Raw genomic sequence first — 14,020 nt, 5'->3', positions numbered from 1 at the left:
GCGTCGCCCCCTAGGCTGCCAGGTCGCGGCGCCGCCAGCCGGCGTAGCCCACCGCCGCGAGGACCGCAGCCGCCACGGTGAGCCCGGCCAGCTCCGGCACGCTCCCGGAGCCCAGCGGAAGCAACGGGGAGTGACGGAACGGCGAAAGGCCCATGATCCAGTCCGGGGCGTTCCAGAGCACCCCGAATTCGCCCAGGGCAACGAAAGCCAGCAGGAGGCCCCAGACCGCCCCGGCCAGCCGGGGCGCCCAGCCAAACACCGCAAGCACTGCGCTGGTCACCACCCACGCGGCCGGGATCTGGGCCACGGCGGCCACGGTGCTGCTGCCCACCAGCGCCGCATCGTTGACGGCGAAGGCGGCGCCGACGCCGATCGAGACCCCCGCCAGCAGGAGCAGCAGGGCCACGCCGGCCAGGGCGAACGTGAAGTGGCTGCTCGCCCAGCGGATCCGGGTGGTGGCTGTGCCCAGCAGGGCTTCGGTGTGGCCCGCGGCCTCCTCGCTGCGCAGATGGCCGGCCGAGGACACCCCGTAGGCGGCGGCCAGCAGCCCCATGATGCTGATCTCGGCGGCCAGGAAAGCATCCGTCAGGGCCTGCCGGCCGCCCAGCATCTTGATCAGGTCCTGGGCGTTCGGTGAACTCAGCAGCTCAGCCACGTTGCTGACCAGGGATCCGATGACGACGCCGAAAACGAGGAAGGCGACGGCCCAGGCCAGCAGGACGCGGTACTGCAGGCGCACCGCCAGGTCCCAGACCCCGGAGAGCGAACCGACGGCCGCGCCCGGGCGTTCAGCGCGGAGGCCAGCGCCAAGATCGCGCCGGGCGCGGAGCGCAAAAGCGGCCGGGACCAGCACCAGGCACAGGCTCACGGGCAGCGCCAGCACCCACCAGTGGTCCCCGGCGAACGCCCGGATCTGCTGGTTCCACCCGATGGGCGAGAGCCAGGAAAACACCGAGGGCCCCGGTTCGGCGAGGTCTCCGACTGCGCGCAACGCGTACGTGACGGCGACGACGCCGATGCTGAGTCCGGTGGCGGCCCGGGCGCTGGCGGTCAGCTGGGCCGCCAGCCCGGCCACGGCGCTGAACGCCATGCCCGTGGCGGCCCAGCCCAGCCCAAACGCGAGGGAGCCGGCAGCCGGTAACCCGCCGGCGGCCAGCGCGGCCGCCGAGAGTAACCCGAGCAGCACGTTGGCGCCGAGGCTGATCGTGAGGGCGGACGCCAGTGGGGCGTCCCGGCCCAGCCTCCCGCCGCCAAGCAGTTCCAGGCGTCCGCTCTCCTCATCGCTGCGGGTGTGCCGGATGGCGAGGATGACCATGAGGACGGCGAGGATGGCGGTCATGAACGCGGTGTATTTGATCAGCGAGAGGGCGCCGATGGACGTCGGATCGTAGATCCGTCCGAAGAGCGCCACCATCGAGGCGGTCGCGTTCAGGGCGGTGGCGGCCTCGACGCGGCTCGCCACATCGGGGTAGAGCTCCGTTCCGGCCAGCGCCGTCGAATAGGCGATCAGGGCGAACCCGGCGATCCAGAGCGGCAGCAGCCAGCGGTCCCGCCGCAGTCCGAGCCTGATCAGGATGCCCGTTCCGGCCAGGGTCTCAGACACCGCCGGGCCTCCGCCCGCCCGGACCCGGAACGGTGGACCGGCCCGGGGAAGAGCCGACGGCCGCGGCAGGAACCCCCGCGGGGATGTCACCGTAATGGCGCAGGAACAGGTCCTCCAGCGTGGGCGGATGGCTCGTGAGGGACTTCAGTCCCGCCGTCGTCAGCGCCTGCATCAGGTGGTTCAGGCCGGCGGGGTCGACCTGGGCGTTGACCCGGTGGTTGGTGATGACGACGTCGTGGACGCCGGGCAGCAGCTCCAGCCCCGGAGGGACCGCCGCGACGTCGGCCGTGACCGAGATGCGGGTCAGGTGCCGCAGCTGCTCAAGCGGGCCGGTCTCCACCACCTTCCCGGAGCGGATGATGCTGACCCGGTCGGAGAGCGCCTCGGCTTCGCTGAGGATATGGCTGCTCAGCACGACGGTGCGCCCCTGCGCGCGCAGTTCGCGGACACAGCCGCGGAACGCGTCCTCCATCAGCGGGTCCAGCCCGCTCGTTGGCTCGTCCAGCAGGAACAGCTCGGCGTCGGTGGCCAGGGCCGCAACGAGGGCCACTTTCTGCCGGTTTCCCTTGGAGTAGGTGCGCGCCTTCTTGGTGGGGTCGAGCTCGAACAGTTCCAGCAGGCGGTCCCGCCGCGCGCGGTCCTGGCCGCCCTGCAGCCGGCCCAGCAGCTCGATCACCTCGCCGCCCGTCAGGTTGGGCCAGAGGGCCACGTCCCCGGGGACGTAGGCGAGCCGGCGGTGCAGCGTCGCGACGTCGCGCCACGGGTCCAGCCCGAGCACCCTGATGGAACCCGCATCGGAGCGCAGGAGACCCAGCAGCAGGCGCAAGGTGGTGGACTTCCCGGACCCGTTCGGGCCGAGGAAGCCGTGCACCTCGCCGGCGGCCACCTCGAAATCCAGTCCGTCCAGGGCTGTCACGGCCCCGAAACGCTTCACGACACCCGTCATTTCCACGACACCGCTCATAGTCATCAAGGTACGCCGATCGGCGGACGGTGACCCCTGCGGAAAGTCCCGTTTCCGCACGCCAGCCGCGGTTAGCGGAGGGTCCGTGGCTGTGATTGAGTTGTTCCATGCCATTTCGCTGGTCCGGCCGGGACACCCAGACCCTATCCGCCGTGGCGATGAGCGCCCTGCTCCTGGCGAGCGCCGCGAAGCACTTCTCCGACCCCGGCCTCTTCAGCCCGGTGGTTCCGGACTTCCTCTGCCGCGATGACACCGGGGAGCAGTCCAACAGCCCGCTCGCGGTGCTGTCCCGGGAGGAATGGGTGGCGCTCAGCGGCCTGCTCGAGGCGGGAGCCGCCGTCGGACTCCTGATCCCGGCGACCCGCCGCGCGGCCGCGGGCTGCACCGCGGTCATGTTCACCCTCTTCCTCGCCGGACACATCGACGCGCTGCGCAAGGCCTACGGCCCGGAGGGGACCCCCGGCCAGCGACGCGCGCACACCCTGCGGCTGCCGCTGCAGGCACCGCTCATTGCCTGGGCCTGGAGCCTGCGGAACCTCGTTCCGGGGACGCCGCACCCGCGGCAGCCGGTCCGGCAATGAGACTCCTGCAGTCCCCGGCGGTGCGGGTCGGGCTTTCCATCAGCATCGCCACCGGCCTCTATGGCGTCTCCTTCGGTGCCCTGTCCGTCACCTCCGGGCTCGACTTCTGGCAGACCATGGCTTTGAGCCTGCTGCTGTTCAGCGGCGGCTCGCAGTTCGCCTTCATCGGCGTGGTGGCCGGGGGCGGATCCGGTGTCGCCGCGATGGGCGCAGCCACACTGCTGGGCATGCGCAACGGCATTTACGGAATGCAGGTCAACGCACTGCTGCAGCCGAAGGGCTGGTTGCGGTTCGCGGCAGCCCACGTCACCATCGACGAGTCCACCGCCACGAGCACCGGACAGACGGACCCGTCCGAGCAGAAGCGCGGCTTCTGGACCGCCGGCCTGGGCATCTTCGTCCTGTGGAACCTGTTTACCGCAGTGGGCGCGCTGGCCGGCGCGGCCTTGGGCGATCCCAAGCAGTGGGGCCTCGACGGGGCCGCGGTTGCGGCGTTCCTGGGCCTGCTCTGGCCCCGGCTCAAGGGCCGCGAACCGGTGGCGATCGCCGTCGTCTGCGCCCTCGCCACCGTGCTCGCTGTACCCTTCGTTCCGGCCGGGGTGCCGATCCTGGTGGCCGCGGTGGTTGCGGCAGCCATCGGCTGGTTCAGCCATGGCCGCAGTGACGAGGGACTGGAACCGGACATGGACCCCTACGCCGAACACCCGCACCAGCCTGCACGGCCCTCCGGGGAGGCCTCATGACGCTGTGGATGTGGCTGCTGCTCTCCTGCCTGCTGGCCTACGCCTGGAAACTGCTGGGCTACCTGGTCCCCGCCAGCGTGCTCCGTGACCCGCGGATGTCGCGGATCGCCGGGACCATGACCATCGGGCTGCTGGCGTCCCTGACGATCGTGAACACCGTGGCGTCGGGGCAGACGCTGGCACTGGATGCGCGCCTCGGGGCACTGGCCGCGGCCGGCATCGCCCTGGTCTTCCGGGCGCCTTTCCTGGTGGTTGTCCTCGCCGGCGCCGGCGCGGCAGCCGGGCTCCGGCTGCTTGGCTGGGGCTAGCAGCCCGCCACCTTCTGCCGTACCGCTCCGTAACGGTCTTTAGTCCCTACTTGCCGCCGAATCCCCGTGGGAGCATTCGGATATGAGCGACAACGACGATCCGGCTACCCCTGCGCCCGGCAAAGGCCAGCACTCCAAGCCGCACGAACCGTTCGTCCCGCCGGGGGCCGAGTCCACCCGCGAGCTAAGGGAGATGGCACGGCGCCGGCGGGAGGCTGAGGAGAAGCTGCAGCACCACCTGCTGGAAGCCAAAGAGAAGCCCGCGGAGGATTGATGCTGGGAACCCGGCTCTCGGAGCACCTGCAGGATCTGTTGCTGGACAGTGACGTCCTGGAGGATTTCCTCCGTCAGTTGTCCGACCTTGCGGCCGAGTGCGCCGCAGCTGAAACCGGGCGCCCGGTGGTCTGTTCGGTGCGGGTGGCCCGGAGGCGCAGGCCGCTGGCCCTGGCCGCCGGTGACACCGACGCCCGGGTGCTGGACCGGCTGCAGGACGAGGTCGGGGAGGGCCCCGGGCTGGAGGCGCAGCGGACCGGGCTGGCGGCGCTGGTGCCGGACACGACGATGGATCCCCGCTGGAGGCGCTACCAGCGGGCGGCTGCCCAGCGCGGGAACCGCAGCATTTTTGCCGTTGCGCTGCTTGCGGACGCGGACGCAGCGGCCACCCTGACCTTCCTTTCGACATCCCCCGAGGCTTTCGACGACGGCGCCGTGGCAGCCTGCGGGGCGTTCGCCGTCCGCGCCGCCAGAGTGACGAGGCTGGCCATCCGGTTCGACGCCGCCCGGGCGGTGAACCGTGACCTGCTGATGGCCATGCGGTCGCGGACCGAGATCAACCTGGCCACCGGCATCCTCATGGCGCAGAGCCGCTGTTCGCAGTCGGAAGCGTTTGCGTTGCTGGCCAAGGTCTCGAACACGAGGAACGTCAAGCTCCGGATCGTGGCCGAGGAGATCCTGCGCAGGTTCGACGGCGGTCCCGCGGCAACGGCCTTCAGCGCCTGACGTCCCGCAGCGCCTGCATTCCTACTCCTACAGCGGTGCCCCGAGCCCGGCGAGCCTGAGGATGAGCTGCAGCCCGTCGGGCGTTCCCGGCCAGTGCCGGCGCAGGGCATCCCCGCCCGCCCGTGCGATCACAGCGCGCAAGACGAACGCCACAATGATCACATCGCCGGCGTACCCGATCACGGGCAGGAAATCCGGGACAAGGTCGATCGGTGAGAGCAGGTAGGCCAGGAGCAGGGCAAGCCGGATCCGCACCCCGGCGCCCAGGGTCCGGTCAGCGACCAGCCGCCGCAGGAGCCTCAACAGGTCCGGCAGCAACCGCAGCGCATCCTTCATCGTCACCGTTTCCGGATGCCTGCGCGCATAGCCCCACAGGAGGAGCAGGAGGACGGCATAGACCAGCAGCAGGCCGCCGACCACGCCGGCCATCGTTTCCCAGAACACCGGTCTCTAGCCGAGGACAGCGTCGAAGGCGGTGCCCGGCAGCGGCGCCTGGGGCGGCAGCGGACGGTGCGGACGCTCCGTGCGGATGGCGTCCTCGACGAGGGCGACCGGACGGCGCCAGGCATCCGAACCTGCCTCCATCGTGTCCACGACGCCGATCAGCATGGCCAGCAATCGGATCAGGTCCGTCATCGAAATGTCGCTGCGCAGGGTGCCCTGGCCCTGTCCGCGGCCCAGGAGCACAGCCACGGATTCGATCAGGTCGCCCGTGATGCCGGTCAGCAGCCCGCGCCGGCCGGCGACGGCTCCCAAGAGGTTGGCTTCTTCGCTGGCCACGCCCATGAGCGCATCAATGACGCGGAACAGGCCATCGGCGGCGTCCGGTCCGGCGAGGGCCTCCTCGATGACCGGATCGACGATCAGCCCGAGCTGCCGGTGCAGTGCCGCGAGGACCAGTTCTTCCTTGTCAGCGAAGTTTCTGAACAGCGTGGCCGGTCCCACTCCGGCGGTCACGGCGATGGTCTGCAGCGGGACCTCGGGGCCGTGCTCCCGGAAGCACTGGCGGGCGGCCGTGATGATTTTGTCCACGTTCCGCGCGGCATCGGCGCGGAGCGGCCTGCGGTCTGCTACCCGGTTCATTTGCCTAGGTTAGCAACGCACGGGCGGGGCCGGGAGATTACTCCCGGGTAGTGACTAATGTGACGGATTCCGCGGTGTGCTCCAGGCCGCGTCCGGACCGGGCCCAGGACAGATCCGGGCCCGTTTCACACCGCCACGAACTGGGAGGACGTGAAAGACTGGTGACATGTTGCTTGCATTTTCTGTCGCACCCTCAGGCCGTCCCGCGCGCCAGGCCGATGACGCACCCGCCGGTTCGGCGGCCATAGCGGCGGACGAGGCCTCGGTCCACGACGCCGTCGCCGAAGCCGTCCGGATCGTCCGTGAATCCGGCCTGCCGAACCACACCGACTCGATGTTCACCACGATTGAGGGGGAGTGGGATGAAGTCTTCGACGTCGTGAAACGGGCCACCGAGGCAGTGGGCCGCTACGGCAGCAGGGTCTCCCTCGTCATCAAGGCAGACATCCGCCCGGGCTACACGGGAGAACTCACCGGGAAGCTGGACCGCCTGGAACAGGCCCTCGGCGATTAGTCCGGCAGTGCCGCGGGACGTTCGGCTCTGGTAGGCGGCCGGCGCTGGGACTGGACTGGTAGTCCCGACGAGAGGACTTGCCATGATCCGGACCACGGACAGCATCTACATCGACGCCCCGGTCGAGAAGGTCTTTGACTTCTACAAGGACCCGCGGAACATGACCGAGATTGAACCGTCGTGGCTGCACACCGAATACACGGACATGGTGCTCACACCGGAGCTGACGGGCACGACTTTCTCGTATGTGGGCAAGATGCCCGGGGTGCCAGACATGGCAGGCACATGTGAGTACATCGAGGCCATTCCCAACCGTCGCCTGGTCTGGCGCATGACAGGGCGCATGGGCGAAGCCCCGGAGACCGAAACCTTCCTGTTCGAGCCGGTGGGTTCGGGGATGGTGCTGACGGTGGTCGATGAGCGCGACGAGTTCCGGATCGAGCGGATCCCCCTGGTTGGCAAGGTCGCGGAATGGGTGGTGGACCGGCTGGGCGTGCAGTGGATGCACCTGCTCAAGGCCAAGATGGAAGGCCGGGGCTAACCACCCCCGGGGGCCGGCGGCCTACCGCCCGGACGGGTCAGCTGTAAGACTTGGGGCATGTTCGAGCATCAGCCCACCGAACGCTGGACCGCCGTCGAAGATTTCCTGTCAGAGGTTGTGGTACGCCCTGACAGCACCCTGAAACGCGCCGTCAGCACCGCCCTCGAGGCAGGCATGCCGCCCATCGAAGTCGCACCCACCGCCGGCAAACTGCTCAAACTCCTCGTCCAGCTCACCGGTGCCCGCCGGGTGCTGGAAATCGGGACGCTGGCCGGGTTCAGCACCATCTGGATGGCCCAGGGGCTGCCCGACGGCGGCCGGCTGATCACGTGCGAATACCTCCCCAAACACGCCGCCGTGGCCCGCGCCAACGTCGACTTCGCCGGGATGGGGCACCGCGTTGAGATCCGGGTCGGAGCGGCACTCGAAACCCTGCAGGCGCTCGCCGACGAGGGTGCCGAGCCCTTCGATTTCGTCTTCATCGACGCGGACAAGGAAAACAACCCGCACTACCTCGACTGGGCCATCCGCCTCGGCAGGCCGGGCACCGCCGTCGTGATGGACAACGTGGTCTGGGAAGGAGCCGTGCTGGACCCCGCACTGGACGCCGTCAACGCCCCGGGCATCATCAGCGCCGTGAAAATGCTGGGCGAGGACCCCCGGCTGGACGGCACCGTGATCCAGACCGTGGGCTCCAAAGGCTGGGACGGCTTCGCCCTGGCGCGGGTGGTGTAGCCGCGTGGCGGGCATCGCGTCGGCGCAGGAGCTGCGAGCGGAATCCCAAAAGTGCTAAGTGTGCTTAGATTTATGGAGCGGCCTGGAACTACCCGGCAGTGGCCCGGCCGCAGGCATGGACGCCGACAGCAGCAGACGCACCTCGAAGGAGAACAGGCCACCACATGAACCGGACCCCCGATTCCCAGCGGCCCCTCGCCGTGCGGATCAGCTCCGCACCGGATCACCTGGCCGGGCTCAGCCCCCTGCTCGCGGCGGCCGCGTCCGCCGTCGGCGACGTCCCGGCACTGCTGGAGCTGGCCAAAACCGCCGCAGCAGCCGCCCCGAATCCCGGCGGGGGCCGGACCGCGTTCCTGTGGGAAATCCTGGCGTCCGTCACGGCCATTGACGTCGCCGCGGGCCGGGCCATCGAACCCCACCTGGATGCCTCCGCAATCCTCGCCCAGGCCACCGGGCAGGCGGTCCTGAACGGCGGGGACAGCCCGGACGTTGACGGCGTCCACTTCGACGGCGCCTGGGGTGTGTTTGCCGCAGAAGCCGCAGGCCTGCGGCTCGAGGCCAAGCCGGCGGACGGCTGTTTCCTGCTGCACGGGTCCAAACCCTGGTGCTCCCTGGCCGCCCAGCTGGACCACGCCGTCGTGACCGCCCATCTGGAGGACGGGGGCCGCGCCGCCTTCGCCGTCGACCTCCATGACCACGGTGTCAGCTTCGAGGATCCGCAGTGGACCAGCCGGGGACTCACGGAAATCCCCAGCGGCACCGTGCACTTCGACGCCGTTCCGGCCGTGCCGCTGGGCGGCTCCGGCTGGTACTACCGCCGGCCCGGCTTCGCCTGGGGCGGCATGGGCGTGGCGGCCTGCTGGCTGGGCGGCGCCGTCGCGGTGGCCCGCGGGTTCAAGGATTCCCTGCGCAAAGCGGCCAGCGGCGGCCGCGAACCGGACCAGCTGGCGCTTGCCCACCTGGGCGAGATCGACCGCACACTGGCTGCCCTGACCGGATACCTCGCCGGGACCGCCGCGCGGATCGATGCCGGGGAACTCTCCGGCACCGGGGCCTGGAGCGAGGCCCTCCGCGTCCGCGGCAACGTCGCCACCGCCGTCGAACGCATCCAGACGCTGGTCAGCCAGAACCTCGGCCCCGGCCCGCTCGCCTTCGACCCCGTCTACGGAAAACGCATGGCCGACCTCTCGCTCTATATCCGCCAGCACCACGGCATGCGCGACGACGCCCAGCTCGGTGCCCTCACACTCAAGGGGGACCACCCGTGGTGAGCTTCACCCACCAGGACACCGGAACCAGCGAGGACGACTGGGCAGCCAGCGGACTGGCGGCCCTCCCGGAGCTCCCGCTCGACGCCGGGGAACTCGCCGGGCAGGCGTTCATCGTCCTGGCCGCACACCCGGACGACGAATCCCTCGGGGCCGGCGGGCTGATGGCCCGGCTGCGGAGGCTCGGGGCCCGCGTCACGGTGCTGTTGTGCACGGCAGGGGAGGCCTCCCACCCGGACTCACCCACCACGACGCCGGAACTACTCGCGGCTGTGCGGCTCCAGGAATTCGGCGGCGCGCTCACGCAGTTGCTCCAGGACCCGGACTGGCGGTTCCTCGCCCTGCCGGACGGCAGGCTCGCCGACCACCGGGCGGAGGTGCACGCGGCGCTGCAGCTCGCGATCGCCGAAGCGGCCGCTTCGGGACTGCCGGCGGAGCGCATCACCCTCGTGGCGCCCTACCGGCACGACGGCCACACCGACCACGAGGCACTGGGCTCCGCCGCCGCCGAGGCCGCTGGCGCGGGCGGCCACGGGCTGCTGGAGTACCCCATCTGGTACTGGCTCTGGGCGGACGCCGCGGACCCGGCCTGGCAGTCCTGGCTGCGGCTACCGCTGGAGCCCGCCGAACGGCAGGCCAAGGCTTCGGCCTTGGCCTCCCACACCACTCAAGTCCGGGCCCTGTCCTCCCGGCCGGGGGACGAGGTGCTGCTCCCGCCGGCCTTCCTGGAACACTTTGAACGGCCGTTCGAGACCTTCGCATGGCAGCGCCCGGCCGCCCGGGGCACCGGCGCCAGTTCCTACGCCGCCGCCGACGCGGAAGGTGTCTTCGACGCAGTCCACACCGGAACCGACGACCCCTGGCAGTACACCACCAGCTGGTACGAGCACCGCAAACGCGCGCTCACCCTCGCGGCGCTGCCCGGCCTGAACTACACAGCAGGACTCGAAATCGGCTGTTCGATCGGGACCCTCAGCGTGGACCTCGCGCAGCGCTGCGCCAGCTTCCTGGCCGTCGACGCCAGCAGTGCCGCACTGGCCCACGCCGCACGGCGCCTCAACCACCTGCCCGACGCCCGGACCCGCCACCTCACCGTCCCGCAGGACTGGCCGGAGGGCCGATTCGACCTGATCGTGGTGTCCGAGGTGGGCTACTACCTCGCCCCCGGGGAGCTGGCTGAGCTGTTTGAGCGGGTCGAGGCCGCACTCCTGCCCGGCGGCACCCTGGCCCTGTGCCACTGGCGCCACCCCATCTCCGGATGGGAGCTCGACGGCGATTCCGTCCACGCCGCCGCGCGCCGCCAGCTCGGCTGGGCCGACGCCGGGCTCTACCGGGAACGCGACTTCATCCTCGAGGTCCTGATCGCCCCCGCGTCCGGCGGGGACCCGCGGCCGGCAGCCACCACCGCGCCCGGCCCGGAAAGCTGAGCGGAATGGCCGCACTGGCCCTGCCGCTGCCCCGCGGACACAGCATTGACCGGATCGCCGTCGTGATCCCGGCCCACAACGAGGACGAGCACCTGGGCCGGGCCCTGAATGCGGTGCAGCGTGCCGCCGACGCCCTGCACCGGATCCGACCCGACGTGGACGCCCGGGTCACCGTGGTGCTGGACAGCTGCACCGACGGGTCCGCCGGCATCACGGCCCGCTACGTCGCGGCGGACCAGCGGTTCAGCGCCCTCGAAGTGGCCGTCCGCAACACCGGGGCCAGCCGCGCGGCCGGAATCCGGGCCGCCGGCGTCGGAACATCCCGGAACAGGCCGCCCGGCAAGCGGTGGACCCCGCCGCCGTGGGCCGGACGGACCTGGCTGGCCAACACGGACGCGGACTCGCAGGTTCCGGAAAACTGGCTCGTCCGCCAGCTGGAATTCGCCGAAGCCGGCGCCGACGCCGTGCTGGGCTCGGTGGAACCGGACCCAGCCGGAATGGACCCGGAGCTGCTCCGGCGCTGGCTGGAACGCCACCCCTTCGAGGAGGACCACCCGCACATCTACGGGGCCAATTTCGGCGTCAGGGCCTCTGCCTACCTGGCCGCCGGAGGTTTCCCGAAGCTCGCCTCGCACGAGGACCGGACCCTGGTGCAAAGCCTCCGGAACCGCGCTTTCACCGTCACCGCCACGGACAGCATGCGCGTGCTGACCTCGGGCCGGATCCACGCCCGGGCGCCGCACGGCTTCGGCGCGTACCTCCGGACCCTGGGACGGCACCGGCCAACTGCGGTCGACTGACCCGGGGGAGGCGCCGGTCCGGTCCGCGCCCGCGGGCTAGGCTTCGGAGATGCCAAGTTCCCTGGAAGAGTCTCTTGAAGCTGCGGAACTGGCGGTATTCGCGCGCAAAAAACTCTCGCTCGACGCGGCAGCGGACGCGAGGTTACCGGGGAGGTTTGAATCGTTCGGCATTGGAGGGCTGCGGGCAAGCATGGCAACTGCAGATCAATATGACTTCCTCAACACGATCGAAGGCGCAACTGAGCAGTCGGCCGAGGCTCTGCCACACGGTGAACCGAAGTTCATGAGCGGTCAACCTCGGAGGTGCGGGGGCCGGCCCGGCGAAGTCGACGGCACCGTATCCGGCTGACTAGAAGCAGTGCGGCTGCCAACGAGTGAGCCAAAATCGGGCCCTAGCAGCGAAGCGTTGCGAGGTCTCGCTAAGTCCGGATGGCACCGCCCGCCGTTGGCGCAGGACGCTGCCGCGTCAACCCGGCAGCTCTGGGGTTGCCACGCCGCTGGGGGTCCCAGGGCTAAGGCACAAGGGCCCGATCAGGTTCCGTGGCAGCTCCGTAACGGCTGCTGCGGTTCCGGCCGGCGTGTTTTGATGCGTACAGGGCGTTGTCCGCACAAGCGAGTAACGCATGCGTTCCGGCGTCTTGCAGTTCACAAACGCCAGCGGACAGCGTAATGGTTCCGACGCCATCGAAGGGCCGGGAGGCCACCGCCAGCCGGGCGCGCTCAGCAGCCTGCAAGGCCTCTTCGCTGCTGCTGCCGGGCAATAACCAGACGAACTCTTCACCACCGAAACGGGCAAGAATCTCGCCCTGCCGGGCAACGTCCCGAAGCCGCGCCGCGACCTCCGCCAGCACCTTGTCTCCGGCCAGATGGCCGAACGAATCGTTGACCATCTTGAAATGGTCGATGTCGAGAACCACGGCGCTCAGCCTGGATCCACGGGCGGCGGCGAGCTCGGTTTCCCTGGCAAGTCTGTCTTCGAGGACCCGGCGATTGGGCAGGCCGCTTAGGACGTCGGTGCTGGCCTGAAGCTCAAGACTCGTACGGGCCTCGGCGTTGCCGATGGCAATCTCCACGAGTTCAGCAAACTGGGAGAGCTGATCGAGGACCGCCGCGGTGAGGTTGGTCTCCGACTTGGAGGTGAGCGCCACAGCGCCCCAGAGCGAGCCGGACACCCGGACCGGAGCTGCTGCCGAGGACCGGAATCCAGCTTCCAGCAGTTGTTCCGCGGCCAGGCCCCCTCCCGGGAGGTAAACCGCCAGGGCAGGCTTGCCCGTCATGGCCACTCGCACGCTCGCGGGGGCATCCGTTGGCGTATAGGCCTGCCGGCGGCTCAGGGTCGACGGGAGCGCTGGCGCCATCGCCACGATTTCTGCAGCCAGAGGGCCGGTGAAGCGGGTGACCGCCGCCGAATCCACATCAAAGATTGAGCGCACCACGGACGCGACCTGCTCGGCGACGTCGTCCGGCGACGCGTTGCGGGCGATTGCCGAAGAGATGTTGTGCAGCCCGGCCCACGTCTTTTCTTGCCTTTGGCGTTCTGTCACGTCGACAGCCACCACCATCCCGGCGGTCTCTCCGTCAGAGGCAACCGGGCCGGCCGTCAGCCGGTACGTGCGGTCCTTTATCCGGCGGCTCCAGGAGACTTCCTTACCCGCCAGAGCCGCGCGATAGCGGGGCTCCAGCTCGTCCGCCAACCCGTCTCGGAGGACATCGTGTATCAGCCGGCCCTCCATCTCCTCCCGGCGGTACCCGAATCTCTCCAGCTCTTGGCCCTCTGCGATGAGGTACCGCAAATCGGCATCGAACAGGAGGACGAACACCCCCGGTATGCTGCGCGCAAGCGCCCTGTAACGGTCCATGTCATGTCGTTGGCGCTGTTCGGAGAGCACCCGTTCCGTGATGTCAGTAACCAGAACAAAAAACCCCTGAACATCGGAACCCTGCAGGTCAGGCACGTAAGAGGCCTGGGTATAGCGGGTGTTGCCGCTGGCATCGACCAGGGTCCGGTCAAAAAGCTGCGGCGTTCCCTCGAGAACCTTCTCGATGTACACCCGGTTTAGCGCGAACAGTTCCTCGCCCAGCAACTCACGGATGTGCAATCCGTGCATCTCGCGCGGGTCGACGCTGAACCATTCCCCGTACGCATCGTTAGCGAGGCGGTTGCGCAGGTCTTTGTCCCAATACCCCACCATGGCCGGAATGCCGTTGAGCACAGCCCTGATCTGGGCAGGCAGATGCAACATCGATTCCGTGTCGGTAGTTACTCCGTGGGAGGGACTGGTCGAATTCATCATCCAAGTATCCACGCACGGAATGGCGCAGAACTACGTGCGGCCTATCAGCCGGCTGAGGGCTTCGTGGCTCAGTACTGGCCCGGCCTGCCGCCAGGACAACGAGTATGTCCTGGCCACCAACGGTGCAACCTTCGCTGATGAGGTTCCACGGAGCGAGGTC

General features: G+C 69.5%; 17 protein-coding genes. 12 read left to right on the top strand and 5 right to left on the bottom strand.

The annotated features are described in order from the left end of the window. Positions 1-10 precede the first annotated feature (10 nt). Together AC1MFL_RS07775 and AC1MFL_RS07770 are read right to left on the bottom strand one after the other, a co-directional pair. The gene (locus tag AC1MFL_RS07775; protein ID WP_479814544.1) at positions 11-1,603 is read right to left on the bottom strand and encodes an ABC transporter permease; all 1,593 of its coding nucleotides are present in this window, start codon (positions 1,601-1,603) and stop codon (positions 11-13) included. Continuing rightward, positions 1,596-2,567, bottom strand: a complete 972-nt coding sequence (locus AC1MFL_RS07770) for an ABC transporter ATP-binding protein (RefSeq protein WP_479814542.1) — start codon at positions 2,565-2,567, stop codon at positions 1,596-1,598. Before AC1MFL_RS07770 ends, AC1MFL_RS07775 begins: the two co-directional genes overlap by 8 nt. 107 nt (positions 2,568-2,674) lie before the next feature. Between AC1MFL_RS07770 and AC1MFL_RS07765 the strand changes: the two genes are divergently transcribed. From AC1MFL_RS07765 to AC1MFL_RS07745, 5 genes are all read left to right on the top strand, one after another. After that, positions 2,675-3,148 (top strand): DoxX family protein, encoded by a 474-nt coding sequence (locus AC1MFL_RS07765; protein ID WP_479814540.1) that lies wholly within the window; start codon positions 2,675-2,677, stop codon positions 3,146-3,148. Continuing rightward, positions 3,145-3,891 (top strand): AzlC family ABC transporter permease, encoded by a 747-nt coding sequence (locus tag AC1MFL_RS07760; RefSeq protein ID WP_479814538.1) that lies wholly within the window; start codon positions 3,145-3,147, stop codon positions 3,889-3,891. Before AC1MFL_RS07765 ends, AC1MFL_RS07760 begins: the two co-directional genes overlap by 4 nt. Then, complete coding sequence (locus tag AC1MFL_RS07755; protein WP_479814536.1) at positions 3,888-4,199, top strand: AzlD domain-containing protein; 312 nt, start codon at positions 3,888-3,890, stop codon at positions 4,197-4,199. Before AC1MFL_RS07760 ends, AC1MFL_RS07755 begins: the two co-directional genes overlap by 4 nt. A gap of 82 nt (positions 4,200-4,281) precedes the next feature. Beyond that, on the top strand, positions 4,282-4,473 hold the full coding sequence (locus AC1MFL_RS07750; RefSeq protein ID WP_226760627.1) for a hypothetical protein: 192 nt from the start codon (positions 4,282-4,284) through the stop codon (positions 4,471-4,473). Continuing rightward, entirely contained in the window at positions 4,473-5,198 is a 726-nt protein-coding gene (locus AC1MFL_RS07745) for an ANTAR domain-containing protein (RefSeq protein WP_479814534.1), read from the top strand. The genes AC1MFL_RS07750 and AC1MFL_RS07745 overlap by 1 nt, the downstream gene beginning before the upstream one ends. A 27-nt stretch (positions 5,199-5,225) precedes the next feature. Here AC1MFL_RS07745 and AC1MFL_RS07740 read toward each other — a convergent pair whose 3' ends face one another. Together AC1MFL_RS07740 and AC1MFL_RS07735 are read right to left on the bottom strand one after the other, a co-directional pair. Beyond that, on the bottom strand, positions 5,226-5,642 hold the full coding sequence (locus tag AC1MFL_RS07740; protein ID WP_479814532.1) for a YkvA family protein: 417 nt from the start codon (positions 5,640-5,642) through the stop codon (positions 5,226-5,228). A gap of 6 nt (positions 5,643-5,648) precedes the next feature. Further along, positions 5,649-6,281: a TetR/AcrR family transcriptional regulator gene (locus AC1MFL_RS07735; protein ID WP_479814530.1), complete on the bottom strand. Its 633-nt coding sequence runs from the start codon at positions 6,279-6,281 to the stop codon at positions 5,649-5,651. A gap of 166 nt (positions 6,282-6,447) precedes the next feature. On the opposite strand from AC1MFL_RS07735, the gene AC1MFL_RS07730 reads away from it, so the two are divergent. From AC1MFL_RS07730 to AC1MFL_RS07700, 7 genes are all read left to right on the top strand, one after another. Continuing rightward, positions 6,448-6,795, top strand: a complete 348-nt coding sequence (locus AC1MFL_RS07730) for a thiamine-binding protein (protein ID WP_479814528.1) — start codon at positions 6,448-6,450, stop codon at positions 6,793-6,795. 82 nt (positions 6,796-6,877) lie between these two features. After that, on the top strand, positions 6,878-7,336 hold the full coding sequence (locus AC1MFL_RS07725; protein ID WP_479814526.1) for an SRPBCC family protein: 459 nt from the start codon (positions 6,878-6,880) through the stop codon (positions 7,334-7,336). A 57-nt stretch (positions 7,337-7,393) separates the two neighbouring features. Then, positions 7,394-8,071: an O-methyltransferase gene (locus tag AC1MFL_RS07720; protein ID WP_479814524.1), complete on the top strand. Its 678-nt coding sequence runs from the start codon at positions 7,394-7,396 to the stop codon at positions 8,069-8,071. A 164-nt stretch (positions 8,072-8,235) separates the two neighbouring features. Then, positions 8,236-9,342, top strand: coding sequence for an acyl-CoA dehydrogenase family protein (locus AC1MFL_RS07715; protein ID WP_479814522.1), 1,107 nt, complete (start codon positions 8,236-8,238; stop codon positions 9,340-9,342). Next, positions 9,336-10,766 (top strand): PIG-L family deacetylase, encoded by a 1,431-nt coding sequence (locus AC1MFL_RS07710; RefSeq protein ID WP_479814520.1) that lies wholly within the window; start codon positions 9,336-9,338, stop codon positions 10,764-10,766. The genes AC1MFL_RS07715 and AC1MFL_RS07710 overlap by 7 nt, the downstream gene beginning before the upstream one ends. Before the next feature lie 5 nt (positions 10,767-10,771). Further along, positions 10,772-11,566, top strand: coding sequence for a glycosyltransferase family 2 protein (locus AC1MFL_RS07705; protein WP_479814518.1), 795 nt, complete (start codon positions 10,772-10,774; stop codon positions 11,564-11,566). A gap of 49 nt (positions 11,567-11,615) precedes the next feature. Further along, a complete protein-coding gene (locus AC1MFL_RS07700) occupies positions 11,616-11,915 on the top strand; it encodes a hypothetical protein (protein ID WP_479814516.1) in 300 nt (99 codons plus the stop codon). 163 nt (positions 11,916-12,078) lie between these two features. Here the strand turns inward: AC1MFL_RS07700 and AC1MFL_RS07695 are convergent, their stop codons facing one another. Then, positions 12,079-13,857, bottom strand: coding sequence for a sensor domain-containing diguanylate cyclase (locus AC1MFL_RS07695; RefSeq protein WP_479814514.1), 1,779 nt, complete (start codon positions 13,855-13,857; stop codon positions 12,079-12,081). Positions 13,858-14,020: the final 163 nt, after the last annotated feature.

The sequence above is a fragment of the Arthrobacter sp. BG3 genome (genome assembly GCF_056680185.1).
Note: the sequence above shows the minus strand (reverse complement) of the source record. Positions and strands in the feature narration are given on the sequence as shown.

What these genes read in the sequence shown, in the direction of transcription:
- AC1MFL_RS07755 (WP_479814536.1), top strand. Translation starts at nt 3,888, where the DNA reads ATGACGCTGTGGATGTGGCTGCTGCTCTCCTGCCTGCTGGCCTACGCC.
- AC1MFL_RS07750 (WP_226760627.1), top strand. Translation starts at nt 4,282, where the DNA reads ATGAGCGACAACGACGATCCGGCTACCCCTGCGCCCGGCAAAGGCCAG.
- AC1MFL_RS07770 (WP_479814542.1), bottom strand. Translation starts at nt 2,567, where the DNA reads ATGAGCGGTGTCGTGGAAATGACGGGTGTCGTGAAGCGTTTCGGGGCC.
- AC1MFL_RS07715 (WP_479814522.1), top strand. Translation starts at nt 8,236, where the DNA reads ATGAACCGGACCCCCGATTCCCAGCGGCCCCTCGCCGTGCGGATCAGC.
- AC1MFL_RS07735 (WP_479814530.1), bottom strand. Translation starts at nt 6,281, where the DNA reads ATGAACCGGGTAGCAGACCGCAGGCCGCTCCGCGCCGATGCCGCGCGG.
- AC1MFL_RS07695 (WP_479814514.1), bottom strand. Translation starts at nt 13,857, where the DNA reads ATGAATTCGACCAGTCCCTCCCACGGAGTAACTACCGACACGGAATCG.
- AC1MFL_RS07765 (WP_479814540.1), top strand. Translation starts at nt 2,675, where the DNA reads ATGCCATTTCGCTGGTCCGGCCGGGACACCCAGACCCTATCCGCCGTG.
- AC1MFL_RS07745 (WP_479814534.1), top strand. Translation starts at nt 4,473, where the DNA reads ATGCTGGGAACCCGGCTCTCGGAGCACCTGCAGGATCTGTTGCTGGAC.
- AC1MFL_RS07700 (WP_479814516.1), top strand. Translation starts at nt 11,616, where the DNA reads ATGCCAAGTTCCCTGGAAGAGTCTCTTGAAGCTGCGGAACTGGCGGTA.
- AC1MFL_RS07725 (WP_479814526.1), top strand. Translation starts at nt 6,878, where the DNA reads ATGATCCGGACCACGGACAGCATCTACATCGACGCCCCGGTCGAGAAG.
- AC1MFL_RS07730 (WP_479814528.1), top strand. Translation starts at nt 6,448, where the DNA reads ATGTTGCTTGCATTTTCTGTCGCACCCTCAGGCCGTCCCGCGCGCCAG.
- AC1MFL_RS07705 (WP_479814518.1), top strand. Translation starts at nt 10,772, where the DNA reads ATGGCCGCACTGGCCCTGCCGCTGCCCCGCGGACACAGCATTGACCGG.
- AC1MFL_RS07720 (WP_479814524.1), top strand. Translation starts at nt 7,394, where the DNA reads ATGTTCGAGCATCAGCCCACCGAACGCTGGACCGCCGTCGAAGATTTC.
- AC1MFL_RS07760 (WP_479814538.1), top strand. Translation starts at nt 3,145, where the DNA reads ATGAGACTCCTGCAGTCCCCGGCGGTGCGGGTCGGGCTTTCCATCAGC.